Below are 17,541 nucleotides of genomic sequence, written 5' to 3'. Positions count from 1 at the left end.
GAGGCTGCCCGAAACGCCGGAGACCCGGCCCCGCGGCAAGCGCGGAACCGGGTCCCCATGACGTACGAGCGGGTCGTACGGCTACGGTCCTCAGGCTTCGAAGACCTCGTTGACCAGCTGCGTCTGCTCCGCCTGGTGGCGCTTGGCCGAACCGACCGCCGGGGACGAGCCGTGCGGCCGCGAGATGCGGCGCAGGCGCTCGCCGTGCGGCACGTCCGAGCCGACCGCGAGGTCCAGGTGGTCGATCAGGTTGAGCGCGATGAACGGCCACGCACCCTGGTTCGCCGGCTCCTCCTGGGCCCACAGGTACTTCTCGGCGTTCGGGTACTTCGCGATCTCGGCCTGGATCTCCGCACCCGGCAGCGGGTACAGGCGCTCCAGCCGGATGATCGCCGTCTCCGTGTCGCCGCGCTTCTCCCGCTCGGCGTCCAGGTCGTAGTACAGCTTGCCCGCGCAGAAGACGACCTTGCGGACGTCCTCCGCCTTGACCGACGCGTCGCCGATCACCGGGCGGAAGCCGCCGGTGGTGAACTCCTCGATGGACGAGGCCGCGGCCTTCAGACGCAGCATCGACTTCGGAGTGAAGACGATCAGCGGCTTGTGGTGCGGGTTGTGCACCTGCCAGCGCAGCAGGTGGAAGTAGTTCGACGGGAGGGTCGGCATCGCGACCGTCATGTTGTCCTGCGCGCACATCTGGAGGAAGCGCTCCGGACGGGCCGAGCTGTGGTCCGGGCCCTGGCCCTCGTAACCGTGCGGCAGCAGCAGCGTGACGCCGGAGGTCTGGCCCCACTTCTGCTCGGCCGAGGAGATGAACTCGTCCACGACGGTCTGCGCGCCGTTGACGAAGTCACCGAACTGGGCCTCCCAGATGACCAGCGACTCCGGACGGGCCAGCGAGTAGCCGTACTCGAAGCCCATCGCCGCGTACTCCGAGAGCAGCGAGTCGTAGACGTTGTAACGCGCCTGGTCCTCGGCGAGGTACAGCAGCGGGGTGTAGTCCTCGCCGGTGACCTGGTCGACCAGGACCGCGTGGCGCTGCCCGAACGTGCCGCGGCGGGTGTCCTGGCCGGCGAGCCGGACCGGGGTGCCCTCCATCAGCAGCGAACCGATGGCCAGCGTCTCGCCCATGCCCCAGTCGATCGTGCCGTTCTCCACCGAGGCCGCGCGACGCTGCATCTGCGGCATCAGACGGGGGTGGACGGTGATCGACTCGGGGATGTTGACCTGCGACTCGGCGATCCGCTTGACGACCTCGGCCGAGACGGCCGTCTCCACGGTCACCGGGAACGCGGCCTGCGGCTCCGGGACGTGCGGGGCGGCCGGCTGCGAGGTGGCCTCGCGGACCTCCGCGAACACCTTCTCCAGCTGTCCCTGGAAGTCCTGGAGCGCCTGCTCCGCCTCTTCCAGCGTGATGTCGCCGCGACCGATGAGGGACTCGGTGTAGAGCTTGCGCACCGAGCGCTTCTTGTCGATCAGGGTGTACATCTGCGGGTTGGTGAACTCCGGGTTGTCGCCCTCGTTGTGACCGCGGCGGCGGTAGCAGATGAGGTCGATCACGACGTCCTTGTTGAACGCCTGCCGGAACTCGAAGGCGAGCCGCGCCACGCGGACCACGGCCTCCGGGTCGTCGCCGTTGACGTGGATGATCGGCGCCTCGATCATGCGCGCCACGTCGGTGGCGTACATCGAGGAGCGCGAGGACTCCGGGGCGGCGGTGAAGCCGACCTGGTTGTTGATCACCACGTGCACGGTGCCGCCGGTGCGGTAGCCGCGCAGCTGCGACATGTTGAGCGTCTCGGCGACGACGCCCTGGCCCGCGAAGGCCGCGTCGCCGTGGAGCGCGACCGGCAGGACCGTGAAGTCCGTGCCGCCCTTGTTGATGATGTCCTGCTTGGCGCGGGCGATGCCCTCCAGGACCGGGTCGACCGCCTCCAGATGCGAGGGGTTCGCGGCCAGCGAGACCTTGATCTGCTCGCCGTCCAGACCGGTGAAGGTGCCCTCGGCGCCCAGGTGGTACTTGACGTCGCCGGAGCCGTGCATCGAGCGCGGGTCGAGGTTGCCCTCGAACTCCCGGAAGATCTGCGCGTACGACTTGCCGACGATGTTCGCCAGCACGTTCAGCCGGCCGCGGTGGGCCATGCCGATGACGACCTCGTCGAGGCGGGCCTCGGCGGCGGAGTCGAGGACGGCGTCGAGCAGCGGGATGACGGACTCGCCGCCCTCCAGCGAGAACCGCTTCTGACCGACGTACTTCGTCTGGAGGAACGTCTCGAACGCCTCCGCGGCGTTCAGCCGGCGCAGGATGCGCAGCTGCTCCTCGCGCTCGGGCTTCGGGCGCGGGCGCTCGACCCGGTCCTGGAGCCACTGGCGCTGCTTCGGGTCCTGGATGTGCATGAACTCGATGCCGGTGGTGCGGCAGTACGACTCACGCAGCACGCCGAGGATGTCGCGGAGCTTCATCATCGTCTTGCCGGCGAACCCGCCGACCGCGAACTCGCGCTCCAGGTCCCACAGGGTGAGGCCGTGCTCGGTGATGTCCAGGTCGGGGTGCTTGCGCTGGTGGTACTCCAGCGGGTCGGTGTCGGCCATGACGTGGCCGCGGACCCGGTAGGAGTGGATCAGCTCGAAGACCCGCGCGGCCTTGGTGACGTCGTCGTCGTGCGAGGCGTCGATGTCCTTGAGCCAGCGGACCGGCTCGTAGGGGATGCGCAGCGCCTTGAAGATCTCGTCGTAGAACTCGTTCTCGCCCAGCAGCAGCTGGGACAGGACCCGCAGGAACTCGCCGGAGGCGGCGCCCTGGATGACCCGGTGGTCGTAGGTCGAGGTCAGCGTCATGACCTTCGAGATGCCGAGCTTGTTCAGGGTGTCCTGCGACGTGCCCTGGAACTCCGCCGGGTAGTCCATCGCGCCGACGCCCATGATGAGGCCCTGACCGGGCATCAGGCGGGGCACCGAGTGGACGGTGCCGATGCCGCCGGGGTTGGTCAGCGAGGCGGTGACGCCGGAGAAGTCGTCCATGCCGAGCTTGCCGATGCGGGCACGCTTGACGATGTCCTCGTACGCCTGCCAGAACTCGAAGAAGTTGAGCGTCTCGGCCTTCTTGATGGCCGCGACGACCAGCTGGCGGTCACCGTTCGGCTTCACCAGGTCGATGGCCAGACCCAGGTTGATGTGCTCCGGCTTGACCAGGGTCGGCTTGCCGTCCTTCATGGCGAAGGAGTAGTTCATCGACGGCATGGCCTTGAGGGCCTGCACCATCGCGTACCCGATGAGGTGCGTGAAGGAGATCTTCCCGCCGCGGGCGCGCTTGAGGTGGTTGTTGATGACGATGCGGTTGTCGAACAACAGCTTCACCGGGACCGCGCGGACGGAGGTGGCCGTCGGCAGCTCCAGCGAGGCGTTCATGTTCTTCGCGACGGCGGCCGAGGGGCCGCGCAGCGTCACGTACTCCGGGCCGGCCGGGGCCTCGGTGGACTCGTCCGCCGGGGCCTTGGCGGGCGCGGCGGCGGGCTTCGCCGCCGCGGGCTTCGGCTTGGCCGGGGCGGCCTTGGCCGGGGCCGGCTGCGCGGGCGCCGCCGGAGCGGCTGCGGGCGCGGCCTTCGCCGGGGCCGGAGCGGCCGCCGGAGCGGACGCGGCCGGAGCGGCCGGGGCCTCGGTCACCGGGGCCCCCGAGGCCCCGGCGCCGGGAACGGGCTCGTCCGCCGTGCCGGAGGCGCCCGGCTTGTAGTCGGCGAAGAAGTCCCACCAGGCGCGATCGACCGAACTGGGATCCTGGAGGTACTGCTGGTAGATCTCGTCGACGAGCCATTCATTGGCACCGAACGCCGCGGCCGGGCTGGTGCCCGGACCGGCTTGGTCGGTCGAGATGCTCGAGTTACTGGGGGACTGAGACGACACGGCGGCAACCGCCCTCTTCCGCTTCACAAGGTGATGGACAGCGGAAATCAAGGCTACGCCCCCCAAACCGTTCCTTGCAGACCGGGCCGGTGCTTCGTCGTGCACATCACATCGGAAGGCGGGTTTCGGCGCAGGAAATGGCGGGAAACAAGCGAGGTTCCGCTGCACTTCGGGTACGCGGGAACGTGGATACGGTCAGACCGTATCCCCTTGAGATCCCCTGCTGGCAGGACACCGGTGAGCGTGCCCTGACGCTTCGAGCCTATGCCAACCGGGTCGTCAGTCGCGCGGCTCGGGGATTCCCGGGAGGGTGACCTGGATGCGGCAGCCCCGTGCGGACTCGGCCACCCCGATCCGCCCGCCGTGCAGTTCGACCGCCCAGCGGGCGATGGCCAGCCCCAGTCCCGTGCCGCCGTCGCTGCCCGGGCCGTGCGGGGAGGGCGCCTGCCCCCGGTTGAACCGCTCGAACACCCGGTGGCGCTCCGCCTCCGGGATGCCGGGCCCCTCGTCGACGACTTCCAGCTCCAGCGACTCCGGCCGGGCCCCGCGCCGGGCCAGCACCGTCACCCGGCCGTGCGGCGGACTGTGCTTGACCGCGTTGTCGATGAGGTTGGCGACCACCTGGTGCAGCCGCTCGGGGTCCGCGTGCGCGGTGAGCTCCGGCGGCGAAACGTCCAGATGCAGGTGGACGTCCGTACGGGAGTGGTTGCCCGAACCCGACGACAGCCGTCGATGCGAGGCGGCGAGGTTGGCCTCCTTCAGTACGCCCGAGAGATACGGCCACACCTCGAAACGGCGTGCCTTGAGCGTGACGACCCCGTTGTCCAGGCGCGACAGGTCCAGCAGCGTCTCGACCAGTCGGCCGAGCCGCTCCGTCTGCTTCAGCGCCGTGCGCATCGTCTCGGGGTCGGCGGCGGACACCCCGTCCACCACGTTCTCCAGCACGGCTCTCAGCGCCGCGATGGGCGTGCGCAGTTCATGGCTGACGTTGGCCACCATCTCCTTGCGATGCCGGTCCTCCGCCTCCAGATCGTCCGCCATGCGGTTGATCGTCTGCGCCAGGTCGCCCAGCTCGTCCCGCCGCCCGGCGCCGCTCACCCGGCGGGTGTAGTCGCCGTGCGAGATGGACCGGGCCACCGCTCTCATCTCGTCCAGCGGCGCGGTCAGGCCGTGCGCCACGAACTGGGTGATCAGCAGCGTGGCGATCACCGAGAACACCGTGATGAAGCGGAACTCCGTACGGGTCCGCAGCGCGACGATCAGCAGCCCCGTGGTGATGAACACCGACACCACGACGAGCGTGCCCAGCTTGGCCTTGATCGAGAAGGGCCGCAGTCCGGACCCTGGCCGCGTCATGGCGCGGGGGTCTCCAGGGCGTAGCCCACGCCGTGCACGGTGCGGATCCGCTCCGCGCCGATCTTCCGGCGCAGCGCCTTGATGTGGCTGTCGACCGTGCGGGTGCCCGAGGCGTCCGCCCAGTCCCACACCTCGGCCAGCAACTGCTCCCGGGAGAGCACCGCGCGCGGGGTGTTGGCGAGACAGACCAGCAGGTCGAACTCGGTCGGCGTGAGGTGGACGTCCTCGGCGCGCACCCGGACCCGGCGCTGCGCGTGGTCGATCTCCAGCTCGCCCAGGCGCAGTATGCCGCTGCGCGGCGTGACCGCCGCCAGCGCGGCCCGCTCCACCCGGCGCAGCAGCACGTGCACCCGGGCCGCCAGCTCCCGCATGGAGAACGGCTTGGTCATGTAGTCGTCGGCGCCGACCCCGAGCCCGACCAGCATGTCGGTCTCGTCGTCACGCGCGGTGAGCATCAGCACCGGCACCGGGCGCTGTGCCTGCACCCGGCGGCAGACCTCCAGGCCGTCGAAGCCGGGAAGCATGATGTCGAGCACCATCAGGTCGGGCTGCCATGCCTCTGCCGCGTCCACGGCCGCGGGGCCGTCCAGCGCGGTCTGCACCAGGAAGCCCTCCGCCCGCAGCCGGGCGGAGATGGCGTCGACGATCGTGGCGTCGTCCTCGACCACCAGCACCCGGCGCTGGGCCCCTGGGGTGGCCGCGACGCCGTTGTGGGTGGTGTGTGTCTGTTCCATCGCCCCGCCCCTGCCCGTTCTCGCGGGAGCCATTCCCCCGGAGGCACGGTTTTCGCTCGTGGATTTCGTGGGTGATCCCGTGTTCCGGTCAGCAGCGTAAAGGCAGCGGAGGGCTCCCGGCTACGCAGGGTGTTCCCCCGGCGGTGGGCTTTCCCGCCCCGGTGGCGGGCGGACCGTCGCCCGAGCGGCCCCGGGGCGGGCGGATCGTCGCCCTTGTGCCGGTTGGCCCGTGCCGCTGCCCGGGCCGCGCGTACCGGGAGGGGGTTCAGGACGCCCGAAGTGCGAGATGGACCACGTCGGGCACACCTCGGGCAACCGTCACCTCTTCGGTCACAACCCCGCTGAACCCGGCATTCCGCAGCGCCTGCTCGAAGGCGGGCGACGGCTGCGCGGACCAGACGGCGAGCACTCCGCCCGGCGTCAGCCGCTCGTGGCAGTGCGCCAGACCGGCGGGGGAGTAGAGGTTCTCGTTGCTCTCCGTCACGGTCCAGTCGGGCCCGTTGTCGATGTCCAGGCACAGGGCGTCGTAACGCTCCGTGGTGGTACGGAGGTGGGCGACCAGGTCCGTGCGGACGATCCCGGTCCGGGGGTCGGTGAGCGCCGGACCGGAGATCCGCTCCAGCGGCCCGGCGAGGTGCCAGTCCACGATCGCCTGCTCCCGCTCGACCACCACGATCCGGCCCCAGCGCTCCTCCTCGGCGGCCCGCGCCAGGGAGAACCCGACGCCCAGACCGCCGATCAGCACGGAAGGGGCGGTCCGTGCGGCGGGCAGCGCGGCCAGTGCGGCGTCGATCAGCAGCCGCTCGGAGCGCCCGTCGGAGGTGTCCATGAGGAAGCAGCCGTTGGCGATGATCTCGAAGTGCTCCCCGCGCTCCCGCAGCACGACCTCGCCGAAGGGGCCCTCGCGGCGGTCGAGGACGACGGGGGCGTGGTCGGAGCGCGTCGGCAGCGGCGCGGGCGACACGGGCGCGGACCGTACAGGCGCGGATCGCGTCGATTCCGTCGATTCTGGGGCGGACATCGCGGACATGGGTGGCTCTCCGGTCTCCTGGCGTAGCTGTGGGTGTGCGCCATCCTGTCCCGCCCCCGGACCGAAAGGCCAGCGCGTTTCCGGCTCCGGAGGCGGGGAACAACGGCCCGTCCCGCGGTGCTCCCGTACAGGAGGGCCGGGCCCGGCGGGAAAGCGGGCCGGCGTCCCGAGTGTCTGATCGCTCAGAGCGAACAAGCGGTAGGGAACATTCGGCGGCTCAGGAGCATTGAGTCGATGTAGCTCAACTTGCCTGCCGAAGGGGAGATCATGACTCACGAGTCCGAGACGTTCACACCGATCGACCTGCCCGTGCTGCCGCTCGACGACGAGGTCGTCCTGCCCGGCATGGTGGTGCCGCTCGACCTGTCCGACACCGAGGTGCGCGCCGCCGTCGAGGCCGCGCAGGCCGCCGCCCGCCCCGACGGCGGCAAGCCCGAGGTGCTCCTGGTCCCGCGGATCGACGGGACGTACACCGGCACCGGTGTGCGCGGCACCGTCGAGCAGGTCGGACGGCTGTCGGACGGGGACCCGGGCGCGCTCATCCGGGCCCGCGACCGGGTCCGCATCGGCGCCGGTACCAGCGGCCCCGGCCGGGCGCTCTGGGTCGAGGGGACCGTGCTCGAAGCGGTCGTGCCCGACCCCCTGCCCGGATCCGCCGCCGAGCTCGTCAAGGAGTACAAGGCGCTCGCCACCAGCTGGCTGAAGAAGCGCGGCGCCTGGCAGGTCGTGGACCGGGTCCAGCAGATCGACGACATCTCCGCGCTCGCCGACAACTCCGGATACTCGCCGTTCATCACCACCGCCCAGAAGGTCCGGCTGCTGGAGACCGACGACCCGATCGCCCGGCTGAAGCTCGCCATCCAGTGGCTGAGCGAGCACCTCGCCGAGCAGGACGTGGCCGAGTCCATCGCCAAGGACGTCCAGGACGGCGTCGACAAGCAGCAGCGCGAATTCCTGCTGCGCCGCCAGCTGGACGCCGTACGCAAGGAGCTCTCCGAGCTCAACGGCGACCCGGGGGACGAGTCCGACGACTACCGGGCCCGCGTCGAGGCCGCCGACCTGCCGGAGCACGTCCGCGAGGCGGCGCTCAAGGAGGTCGAGAAGCTGGAGCGGTCCAGCGACCAGTCACCCGAGGGGTCCTGGATCCGCACCTGGCTGGACACCGTCCTCGAACTGCCCTGGACCGAGCGCACCGAGGACGCCTACGACATCCGCGGCGCCCAGGAGGTCCTGGACGCCGAGCACGCCGGTCTCGCCGACGTGAAGGAACGCATCACCGAGTACCTCGCGGTGCGCAAGCGCCGTGCCGACCGGGGCCTGGGCGTCGTGGGGGGCCGCCGCGGCGGCGCGGTGCTGGCCCTCGTCGGCCCGCCCGGCGTCGGCAAGACCTCCCTCGGCGAGTCCGTCGCGCACGCCATGGGCCGCGAGTTCGTCCGCGTCGCGCTCGGCGGCGTCCGGGACGAGGCGGAGATCCGCGGCCACCGGCGTACGTACGTGGGCGCGCTCCCCGGCCGGATCGTGCGGGCGATCAAGGAGGCCGGTTCGATGAACCCGGTCGTCCTGCTCGACGAGATCGACAAGGTCGGCTCCGACTTCCGGGGCGACCCGGCCGCCGCCCTCCTCGAAGTCCTCGACCCGGCCCAGAACCACACCTTCCGCGACCACTACCTGGAGGTCGAGCTCGACCTCAGCGACGTCGTCTTCCTGGCCACGGCCAACGTGCTCGAAGCCATCCCGGAGGCCCTGCTCGACCGTATGGAGCTGGTCCGCCTCGACGGCTACACGGAGGACGAGAAGGTCGTCATCGCCCGGGACCACCTGCTCCCGCGCCAGCTGGAGCGGGCCGGCCTGGAGAAGGACGAGGTCGTCCTGGAGGAGTCGGCGCTGCGCAAGCTGGCCGGCGAGTACACCCGCGAGGCGGGCGTGCGGAATCTGGAACGGGCCGTCGCCCGGCTGCTCCGCAAGGTCGCGGCCCAGCACGAGCTGGGCGACCGCGAGCTGCCGTTCACGGTGACCGACGCGGACCTGCGCGGCCTGATCGGCCGTCCGCACCACGTGCCCGAGTCCGCCCAGGACCCGGCCGAGCGCCGTACCGCGGTGCCGGGCGTCGCCACCGGGCTCGCGGTGACCGGGGCGGGCGGTGACGTCCTCTTCGTCGAGGCGTCGCTCGCCGACCCGGAGACCGGGGCGTCCGGGCTGACCCTGACCGGTCAGCTCGGGGACGTCATGAAGGAGTCGGCGCAGATCGCGCTGAGCTTCCTGCGGTCCCACGGCGCGGAACTGGAGCTGCCGGTCGCGGACCTCAAGGACCGGGGGGTGCACATCCACTTCCCGGCGGGCGCGGTCCCCAAGGACGGCCCGAGCGCCGGCATCACCCTGACGACCGCCCTGGCCTCGCTGCTCTCCGGCCGGCTGGTCCGTACGGATGTGGCGATGACCGGTGAGGTCTCGCTGACCGGGCGGGTGCTGCCGATCGGCGGCCTCAAGCAGAAGCTGCTGGCCGCCCACCGCGCGGGCATCACCACCGTGGTGATCCCCCAGCGCAACGAGGCCGACCTGGACGACGTCCCGGCCGAGGTGCTGGAGAAGCTGGACGTCCACCCGGTCACGGACGTCCGCCAGGTGCTGGAGATCGCCCTGGCCCCGGCCTCGGCCAGGACGCCGGAGAGGGCCCCGGCCGCGGCCTGACCGCCACGTGACGAACGGCCCGTCGCCCGGAGAGCCTTCCGGGTGCGGGCCGTTCCGCGGGTGCCGGGCCGGCCGGTCAGGGGCGGTAGATCGTGCCCGGCTCCGGCTCGGCCGGCGCCATCAGCTCGGGGACGGTCACGAAGGTGTAGCCGTCCTTCTGGAGCGCGTCGATGATCCCGGGCACGGCGGGGACGGTGCCCTTGTAGATGTCGTGCAGCAGGATGACGCCGTCCTTGCTCGCCTGGTCCAGGATCCGCTTCTCGATCAGCGCGGAGTCGTTCGTGGAGTAGTCTTTGGCGGTGGCGCTCCACAGCACCTGGGAGAGCCCCAGGTCCTTGCTGATCTCCGAGACCGTGTCGTCGGTGCGGCCCTGCGGCGGGCGCATCAGCCGGGGCTTCTTGCCGGTGATCTTCTCGATGGCCACCTGCGTCTTCTCCAGCTCGGCGCGTATCTCGTCCGGCTCCTGATCGGTCAGGACCTTGTGCGTCCAGGTGTGGTTGGCGACCTCGTGGCCCTCGGCCTCGATGCGCCGCACCGTGTCCGGGTGCTTGACGACGTGGTGCTTGCCCAGCAGGAAGAAGGTGGCGTGCACCTTCTTCTCCTTGAGGATGTCCAGCAGCCTCGGCGTGTCCTTGCCCGGACCCGCGTCGAAGGTGAGGGCGATGCACTTGGCCTTGCGGCAGTCCACCGGCCCGAAGGTCCCCTTGGCGTCGGAGGCCGCCTCGCCGCGTGCCGAGCCCGGCGCCGTCGTGTCCATCGAGCAGCCGCTCAGCGTCAGTGTGAGCGCTGTCACCAGCGCCGCGGTCAACCCCATCCCGGACAACGGCATCTTTCTGGGCACGGCACATCACTCCTCTGTACGGGAAATCCCGCACAGGTGTGCGGTACGCCGAGGACTATACATAGCGCGTATACATGCGGTGCATAGCGGGGTCGGCGGTCGCGAAAGGCCCGGTGAGCTGCGATATCACCGTCCAGGCCGGCCGGACGGGCGGCGCCTGCGAGGTGAGCTGGCGGCCGTCGCGCCGGTACCCGGGCGAACCCGGCGGCGGGCCGCGCCCCCACACCGCGCCCTCCCGGCCGAGCCCGCCGCGCGTCGCGGCACGGGCGCCGGCGGCGCGGTGGGGCGCCGGGCTGCCGCCGTCGGCCCCCTCCTGCGAAATACTGGCCCTACCTGCGGCGTCGACCGGTCGCGGAGGAAGCTTTCATCGGCAGGAAACCGTACGAGGGGTACTGACGTGCGCGGGAACGACAGCGGGCCGGAGCCGGGCACGACGGACGGAAGCGGTGTGGACCACGAATTTCTGGCGCTGGAACGCGAACTGGCCGTGTTCCTGCGCCGGGCACGCGCCAGCTCGGGCGAGATGGCCCGGGAGGTCCACCCCGAACTTGAGCCCGCCGCCTACGGTCTGCTCGTCCGCCTGGAGGCGGCGGGCCGGCAGCGGGCCACCGAGCTGGCCGCCTACTTCGGCGTCGGCAAGGCCACCATGAGCCGTCAGCTGCACTCCCTGGAGAACCTCGGGCTGGTGGCCCGCGAACCCGACCCGGCCGACGGGCGCGCCTGGCTGGTCCATCTCACCGACGACGGCCTGGCCCGGTTCCGCAGCGTCCGGGACGCCCGCCGCGGCCGCTACGTGCGCAAGCTGGCCGACTGGGACCGGGGCGAAGTCGCCGAACTGGCCCGGCTGCTGCACCAGCTGAACGCTCGGGCCGAAGGCTGACAGCTGAACACCCGGGCCGAAGGCTGACAGTCGAACGCCCGCGCCGAAAGCCGGCCCGGCGCACCGTCACGGCCGGCGGGGGTTCCTCCGCGGCGCCGCGCTCACCCCGGCTCCACCAGGAGGGCGGTGGCGTCGTCGTGCGTCTTGCGGCGTCCCAGCCGTACGCGCCCGGCGCGCACGTCGGCGAGCTCCAGTTCCCGCACCCGGTCGATCAGCCCCTGGGGCCCGGCCTTCCGCAGCAGCCCCAGAGCGTCCGCCCAGTCGCCCTCGCCGAACACCTCCGTCCAGCGGGCCGCCCCGTCCGTGAGCGCGGCGAGGGATTGGACGCCGGCCACGGGGGTGGTGCCCGTGACCGCACGCGCGGCCACCGACGGATCGGCGGCGGCCGTGAAGAAGCCGCCCTCCTTGTTGCGCACCGTGGCGTCGGCGATCTCGTCCGAGGCGAGCGAGCCCGGCGGCAGCCGGTCCAGCCGGTCGTCCAGGACCGCCCGGACCGTGCCGTCGAGGGACTCCAGCAGCAGGACCGAGTCGGAGAGCACCAGGTGCTCGACAACGCGTCCGTCCCAACGCGCCAGGACCACGGTCGCCTGAGGCGTACGGGCGTGAGAAAGGTCACAGGTGGACCGGTGCGCGTCGGCTGTACGCGAGATGGCCGAGGCCAGGACCTCGGTCAGGGACAGGTCGGGGCGGTAACCGGACAGTTCCACCAGTGCGCCGCCCAGGCGCGCGGTGAACCACGGGACCGGGTGCACACAACCGTGGTCCCCGCGCGGCGGGGTGACGCCGTCGAGCAGGACCAGCACGCCGCCCCGGCCGGACGCGGGAAGGGCCCCGGAGACCCAGTCCTCGTTGGGACGTTCGGGACTGCCGGCCGCGGTGGCGAGATCGATGCGCATCCCGCCAGTCTGCACGAGCCCTTCACCGTCCCCGCACGCGGCCGGATATGGCCTGTACCAGCAGGTCAACGCAGGCCAACGCGGGCCCCCGGGGCGGAAGGAGCGGCTCCGGCCCGCCTGCGGGCGGGCATCCTGCCAAAGGCGGAGCGGAAGTTCCACCCCATGGCCCACGCATGGTCAGGGGCGAACCGGGGGAGACTTGTTCGCCAACTCCAGAGTGATGTTCACTCCTTCGAGTGGCGGAGCGGTTGATGCGCGCCCCCCTCTCTCAGAAGCGCTGGAATGGTCAGAAGCCGTACCAGGAGCGGGGTGCCCTTCCATGTGACCGTGCGTCACCTCTGCTTCAAGGGTGGACGAATCAAGATTGCGAGCACCGGTGCAGAAGAAGCGGCCGCGGAGCAAGGGCACGACGCGCGACGGTTCCGGGGCGACGCCTCCGGCACCCGGCACGGACAAGCGGACCGTTCGGGTGCGCAGCCGACTGGTCGCCGGTGTCGCGGTCGTCGGTGTCATCGTCATAGCGGCGGGAGCCCCCGCCGTGCTCGGCGCCTCCGCCGACCTGACCGAGTCCCAGCGGCTGGTCACCCTCGCCGAGCTGAACCAGCAGGCGGTCGTCCTCGGGCACTCCCTCGCCGACGAGCGTGACACGATCACCGCGTTCATCGCCGACGGCCGGGACAAGGAAGACGAAGACAGCGACGGCGCGCGGAACCGCGCCGCCCGCACCGCCCGCGTCGACCAGCAGATCGACGAGATCCACGAGGCGGCCTCCGCGGCCCTGCGCCGCGACCTCTCGACGGTCGTCTCGCTCCGCCGGGACGCGCTCACCGGCAAGGGCTCGGCCCTGGAGGCGCACCAGGCGTACTCCGATATCATCGCCAAACTGCACGGCATCGCCGCCGAGCTGGCGGAGAAGACCCCGCCGCGCGCCGCCGACGCCACCCGGGCCCCGCTCACCCTCGGCGGCGCGTCCGAACAGGCCGCCGCCACCCGCGGCCTCCTCCTCGCCGCACTCGCCGTGCCGAGCCCCGAGCCGACGGCCGGGACGGACCCCTTCACCGGGCTGCCCGTGCAGACCCGGGACGAGGGGGACACCCGGGCCGACCGCGAACGCGACGAGCTGAGCGCCGCCGCCCAGCAGGCCCGCGTCCGGGAACTGGCCGCGCTCGCCGACTTCGACCAGGCGGCGGACCCGGAGGCCCGCGACAAGCTCTCCGGCACGGTCACCGGGCCCGAGGTCAACGACGCGGAGAAGTACCTCGCCCGCCTCACCGACCGCCCCGAGCTGTCGGAGGCGGAGCGCGAGGTCAGCCCGAAGAAGCTGGAGGCCGCGCTCTCCGCCCGCGTCGACCGGATGCGCAGCGTCGAGTCCGCTCTGACCACCGGCCAGGTCCAGCACCTGGAGAACCTCCGCGACGACGACGTCACCGCCCTCGAACTGAGCATCGCCCTGCTCGGCGGCTGTTTCCTGCTCGCCGTCGGCGTCTCCACCGCCGTCGCCCGCACCCTCACCCAGCCGCTCGCCGTCCTGCGCATCGGCGCCGCGCGCCTCGCCGAGGAGCCCGAGAGCGCCGAACCGGTCCGCTACACCGGCCGCAACGACGAGTTCGCCCAGGTCGTACGGTCGATGAACACCCTGCACGGCAGGTTCGCCACCCTGCACCAGGACCTCAGCGGTCGCGTCGAGAACCTCACCGGCGAACGCTCCAAGCTGATCGCGGGCCGGGAGGCCCTCGTCACCCAGCGGGCCGAACTCCAGACGCGCGCCACCGAGCTGGCCACCCAGTTGGAGCAGCTGAGGAACACGGTCAACCACACCTTCGTCAACCTCTCGCTGCGCACCCTCGGACTCGTCGAGCGGCAGCTCGGCGTCATCGAGGGCCTGGAGGAGCGGGAACAGGACGCGGAGCGTCTGGCCACCCTGTTCAAGCTGGACCACATGGCCACGGTCATGCGCCGCCACAGTGAGAACATGCTCGTCCTCGCCGGTGCCGAGCACGGCCACGGCCACGCCGGGCCGATCCCGCTGGTCGATGTGGCGCGCGCCGCCGTCAGCGAGATCGAGCGGTACGAGCGGGTGACCATCCAGTCGCTGCCGCCGCACGCCCAGATCGCCGGGTTCGCCGCCGACGACCTCAGCCACCTCCTCGCCGAACTCCTGGAGAACGCCACCTCCTTCTCGCCGCCCGACTCCCATGTCGAGCTGTCCGGCTGGCTCCTGGAGAGCGGCGAGGTGATGCTCTCCGTGTCGGACGCGGGCATCGGCATGTCGACGGTCCGGATGGGCGAACTCAATGCCAGGCTGGCCGACCCGGCCTCGTTCGAGCCGGGGGAGCGGCACATCGACATGACCGGGGCCGGACTGGGCCTCCAGGTCACGTCGTTGCTGGCCGCCCGGCACGGAGTACGGGTCCAGCTGCGCGAGCAGAAGGGGAGTGGCGTGACGGCCGTCGTCGTCCTCCCGGCAGCCCTGCTGCCCAAGTCCCTGCCCGCCTCTTCGCCGCCCGCCGTGCAGCTGCCCGGCGAAGGCCCCGCGCTCAACCTGCCGGGGTCGGTGGCCGAGGCCAACTCCAACGCGCTGCCGAGCCGCTCGCCGCTCCCCTCCGCAGCGCCCGAGCCCGGGACGCCCGCCGACGCCGAGCCGACGACGGCCCCGGAAGAGGGGGTCACGACAGCGGCCGAAGCGGTCACCGAACCGGCAGTCGAGGAAGTCACCGAACCGGCAGTAGAGACGGCCGCCGGGTCGGCCGCCGAGTCGGCAGTCGAGTCGGCGCCGGGTCACGACGAGGAGACCGCGCCCGAGGCCGGTCCCGGCCCCCTGCCCCCTGTCGACCCCATGATCGCCGCCGCCGAGCGCGCGATCCGCGAGAACGCGGCGGCCGAGGACGGCACGGCCGACGAGGACCCGGAAGCCGCCGCCGTAGAGCCTCCGGAGCCGGAGACGCCGCAGCCGGCCGCGGAAGCCGCATCCGGGACCGGGGCGGAAGCCGGGGCGGAGCCCGGGACCGACACCGAAGCGGACCCCGAGATCACCCTGCAGGTCCGGCTGCCGAAGCCCCCGCCGGAGCCGGCCGGCCCCTTCGACCCGCCGGCCCCCGCCGTCTCCGGCGTTCCGGCGGCGGGAGACGCCCACGCCGCCCCGGCCGCCGCCGACCCCTACGCCATCGGCCCCGACCGCCACGAGCGCCCGGCCGAGAGCGGCCCCGGGGCCCAGGACCCGGACGGGCCCGGGTTCCGCCCCGCACCCCACGCCGAGGCCGCCGCGCCCGCTCCCGCGGACACCGTCCCCGGCCCCCGCCGCCCCGTGTCCGGGCGGATCACCGACAAGGGGCTGCCGAAGCGCACCCCCAAGGTGGTCCGGCCCGACTCGACCCCCGCCCCCGGCCGCACCGGCAGCCTGGACCGGGAGGCCCTGCGCCGCCGGCTCGGCAGCTTCCAGCAGGCGGCGAACGAGGGACGGCGCGACGTCGAGGCCGAGATCGCCGAGACCGGCGGCATCGCCGTCGCCACCCCCGGAGGCGTACCCGCCGACCGCACCGGGCACGAGAGCACCACCGCACCCGCGGCCACGGGCACCGCACAGGACGCACACAACGCAAGGACCGCACGCGCCGCAGAGACCGGCGGCCGGGCGGACGGCCGGAACGAAGAGACGGGGGACACAGTCGAGGAGGCACGCAGTTGACTGCGCCCAGCACATTCGGGCTGAGTACCGAAGCCCGGAACCTTCACTGGTTGCTCGGCAATCTCGTGGAGGAGGTGCCAGGGGTCCACTCGGTCACCGTCGTCTCGTCCGACGGCCTGATGCTGCTCTCCTCCGACCCCGGCCATCTGACCGCGAAGGCGGCCGGACCGGCCCCCGGGGCGACGGACGGGCCCCGGGGATCCAGCGCCGACCTGGCCACGATCGTCTCCGGCATCGGCTCGCTGACCGTCGGAGCCGCGAAGCTGATGGACGGCGGCGGCGTCAAGCAGACGATGGTCGCCATGGACGAGGGCAGCGTCTTCGTCATGTCGATCAGCGACGGCTCCCTCCTCGGCGTCCACGCCACCCCGGACTGCGACATGAGCGTCGTCGCGTATCACATGGCCCTCTTCGTCGGCCGGGCCGGACACGTACTCACCCCCGAACTCCGCAGCGAGCTGCGCACATCGATGGAGAGCGCCCAGTGACCACCGCCGCCGCAGAACCCGCCCCCCGGCTCCCCGTCCGCGGGGCCGACAAGCGCCCCGCCCGGGTCCGCCCGTACTCCCTCACCGGCGGTCGCACCCGGTTCGGGCACGTCCTGCTGGTCGAGACGTTCGTCGCGGCCCTCGAAGCCCCCGACGAGCGCCGCGAACTCACGGGAGGCAACCTGGCGTCGCGGGTCATGCCGGAGCTCCGGGCCATCGTCGAACTCTGCCGCCGGATGCGTACGGTCGCGGAGATCTCGGCCCTGCTGAAGATGCCGCTCGGAGTCGTCCGGGTACTGCTCAGCGACTTGGCCGACCAGGGAAAGATCCGCGTGTACGGGACCGGCCACGGCGCCGGCCAGCCCGACCGCGCACTGCTCGAAAGGGTGCTCAATGGACTCCGCCGTCTCTGAGGCGCCGCTCTTCGCCCCGCGTCAGCCGGGGCCCCGAGCGCAGGCCGAGGACCCCGTCCAGGCGTGGCAGCTCGACCACACGCGCGCGCCCACCGCCACCAAGATCGTGGTGGCGGGCGGATTCGGCGTGGGCAAGACGACGTTCGTCGGCGCGGTCTCCGAGATCACACCGCTGCAGACCGAAGCGCTGATGACCCAGGCCAGCGAGGAGACCGACGACCTCTCCGCGACGCCCGAGAAGACCACCACCACCGTGGCCATGGACTTCGGCCGGCTCACGCTGGAGGACGACCTCGTCCTGTACGTCTTCGGCACGCCGGGCCAGCAGCGCTTCTGGTTCATGTGGGACGACCTGGTACGCGGGGCGATCGGCGCGGTCGTCCTCGCCGACACCCGGCGGCTGGAGGACTGCTTCCCCGCGCTCGACTACTTCGAGAGCTGCGGGCTGCCGTACATCGTGGCCGTCAACCACTTCGAGGGCACGCCCGGCTATGCGGCGGAGGATGTCAGGGAGGCCCTGACCGTACCCCCGCGGGTGCCGATAGTGATCATGGACGCGCGTAACAGGATCACGGTCGTCGAGTCGCTCCTGGCCCTGGTGGGCCACGCCCTCGACGCCACCCCCGCATAGCC

At 71.9% G+C, this 17,541-nt stretch carries 12 protein-coding genes; 6 read left to right on the top strand and 6 right to left on the bottom strand.

What is annotated here, in order from left to right; translation table 11 throughout:
• Positions 1–90: 90 nt before the first annotated feature.
• The 4 genes from ACIQMU_RS02090 to ACIQMU_RS02075 all read right to left on the bottom strand — a co-directional run bounded on the left by ACIQMU_RS02090 (position 91) and on the right by ACIQMU_RS02075 (position 6,936).
• The gene (locus ACIQMU_RS02090; protein ID WP_402688060.1) at positions 91–3,897 is read right to left on the bottom strand and encodes a multifunctional oxoglutarate decarboxylase/oxoglutarate dehydrogenase thiamine pyrophosphate-binding subunit/dihydrolipoyllysine-residue succinyltransferase subunit; all 3,807 of its coding nucleotides are present in this window, start codon (positions 3,895–3,897) and stop codon (positions 91–93) included.
• Between the two features lie 279 nt (positions 3,898–4,176).
• Positions 4,177–5,253, bottom strand: a complete 1,077-nt coding sequence (locus tag ACIQMU_RS02085) for a HAMP domain-containing sensor histidine kinase (protein ID WP_352238176.1) — start codon at positions 5,251–5,253, stop codon at positions 4,177–4,179.
• Positions 5,250–5,987, bottom strand: a complete 738-nt coding sequence (locus ACIQMU_RS02080) for a response regulator transcription factor (protein WP_030079431.1) — start codon at positions 5,985–5,987, stop codon at positions 5,250–5,252. The genes ACIQMU_RS02085 and ACIQMU_RS02080 overlap by 4 nt, the downstream gene beginning before the upstream one ends.
• Before the next feature lie 265 nt (positions 5,988–6,252).
• Positions 6,253–6,936: a spermidine synthase gene (locus ACIQMU_RS02075; protein ID WP_352238554.1), complete on the bottom strand. Its 684-nt coding sequence runs from the start codon at positions 6,934–6,936 to the stop codon at positions 6,253–6,255.
• A gap of 348 nt (positions 6,937–7,284) precedes the next feature.
• Between ACIQMU_RS02075 and lon the strand changes: the two genes are divergently transcribed.
• The gene (lon, locus tag ACIQMU_RS02070; RefSeq protein WP_402688059.1) at positions 7,285–9,705 is read left to right on the top strand and encodes an endopeptidase La; all 2,421 of its coding nucleotides are present in this window, start codon (positions 7,285–7,287) and stop codon (positions 9,703–9,705) included.
• Between the two features lie 76 nt (positions 9,706–9,781).
• On the opposite strand, the gene ACIQMU_RS02065 is transcribed toward lon, so the two are convergent.
• On the bottom strand, positions 9,782–10,534 hold the full coding sequence (locus ACIQMU_RS02065) for a polysaccharide deacetylase family protein (protein WP_402688238.1): 753 nt from the start codon (positions 10,532–10,534) through the stop codon (positions 9,782–9,784).
• A 409-nt stretch (positions 10,535–10,943) separates the two neighbouring features.
• Between ACIQMU_RS02065 and ACIQMU_RS02060 the strand changes: the two genes are divergently transcribed.
• The gene (locus ACIQMU_RS02060; RefSeq protein WP_352238179.1) at positions 10,944–11,426 is read left to right on the top strand and encodes a MarR family transcriptional regulator; all 483 of its coding nucleotides are present in this window, start codon (positions 10,944–10,946) and stop codon (positions 11,424–11,426) included.
• 101 nt (positions 11,427–11,527) lie between these two features.
• On the opposite strand, the gene ACIQMU_RS02055 is transcribed toward ACIQMU_RS02060, so the two are convergent.
• Positions 11,528–12,322: a hypothetical protein gene (locus ACIQMU_RS02055; protein WP_402688058.1), complete on the bottom strand. Its 795-nt coding sequence runs from the start codon at positions 12,320–12,322 to the stop codon at positions 11,528–11,530.
• A 376-nt stretch (positions 12,323–12,698) separates the two neighbouring features.
• On the opposite strand from ACIQMU_RS02055, the gene ACIQMU_RS02050 reads away from it, so the two are divergent.
• Genes ACIQMU_RS02050 through ACIQMU_RS02035 form a run of 4 tightly spaced genes read left to right on the top strand, consistent with a single transcriptional unit; the run spans position 12,699 to position 17,539 of the window.
• Positions 12,699–16,007, top strand: coding sequence for a nitrate- and nitrite sensing domain-containing protein (locus ACIQMU_RS02050; protein WP_402688237.1), 3,309 nt, complete (start codon positions 12,699–12,701; stop codon positions 16,005–16,007).
• Positions 16,004–16,495, top strand: a complete 492-nt coding sequence (locus ACIQMU_RS02045) for a roadblock/LC7 domain-containing protein (RefSeq protein WP_352238181.1) — start codon at positions 16,004–16,006, stop codon at positions 16,493–16,495. The genes ACIQMU_RS02050 and ACIQMU_RS02045 overlap by 4 nt, the downstream gene beginning before the upstream one ends.
• Positions 16,492–16,908 (top strand): DUF742 domain-containing protein, encoded by a 417-nt coding sequence (locus ACIQMU_RS02040; RefSeq protein ID WP_352238182.1) that lies wholly within the window; start codon positions 16,492–16,494, stop codon positions 16,906–16,908. Before ACIQMU_RS02045 ends, ACIQMU_RS02040 begins: the two co-directional genes overlap by 4 nt.
• Positions 16,889–17,539 carry an ATP/GTP-binding protein gene (locus ACIQMU_RS02035; RefSeq protein WP_352238183.1) on the top strand — a complete coding sequence of 217 codons (651 nt, stop codon included), beginning with the start codon at positions 16,889–16,891 and terminating at the stop codon, positions 17,537–17,539. Before ACIQMU_RS02040 ends, ACIQMU_RS02035 begins: the two co-directional genes overlap by 20 nt.
• Positions 17,540–17,541 lie beyond the last annotated feature (2 nt).

The organism is Streptomyces sp. NPDC091649, assembly GCF_044756785.1.
GTDB lineage: Bacteria > Actinomycetota > Actinomycetes > Streptomycetales > Streptomycetaceae > Streptomyces.
This window is presented reverse-complemented; position numbering and strand designations above follow the sequence as displayed.

Coding starts and splice junctions, on each gene's coding strand:
- ACIQMU_RS02085 (WP_352238176.1), bottom strand. CDS start 5,253: ATGACGCGGCCAGGGTCCGGACTGCGGCCCTTCTCGATCAAGGCCAAG.
- ACIQMU_RS02080 (WP_030079431.1), bottom strand. CDS start 5,987: ATGGAACAGACACACACCACCCACAACGGCGTCGCGGCCACCCCAGGG.
- ACIQMU_RS02065 (WP_402688238.1), bottom strand. CDS start 10,534: ATGCCGTTGTCCGGGATGGGGTTGACCGCGGCGCTGGTGACAGCGCTC.
- ACIQMU_RS02035 (WP_352238183.1), top strand. CDS start 16,889: ATGGACTCCGCCGTCTCTGAGGCGCCGCTCTTCGCCCCGCGTCAGCCG.
- lon (WP_402688059.1), top strand. CDS start 7,285: ATGACTCACGAGTCCGAGACGTTCACACCGATCGACCTGCCCGTGCTG.
- ACIQMU_RS02055 (WP_402688058.1), bottom strand. CDS start 12,322: ATGCGCATCGATCTCGCCACCGCGGCCGGCAGTCCCGAACGTCCCAAC.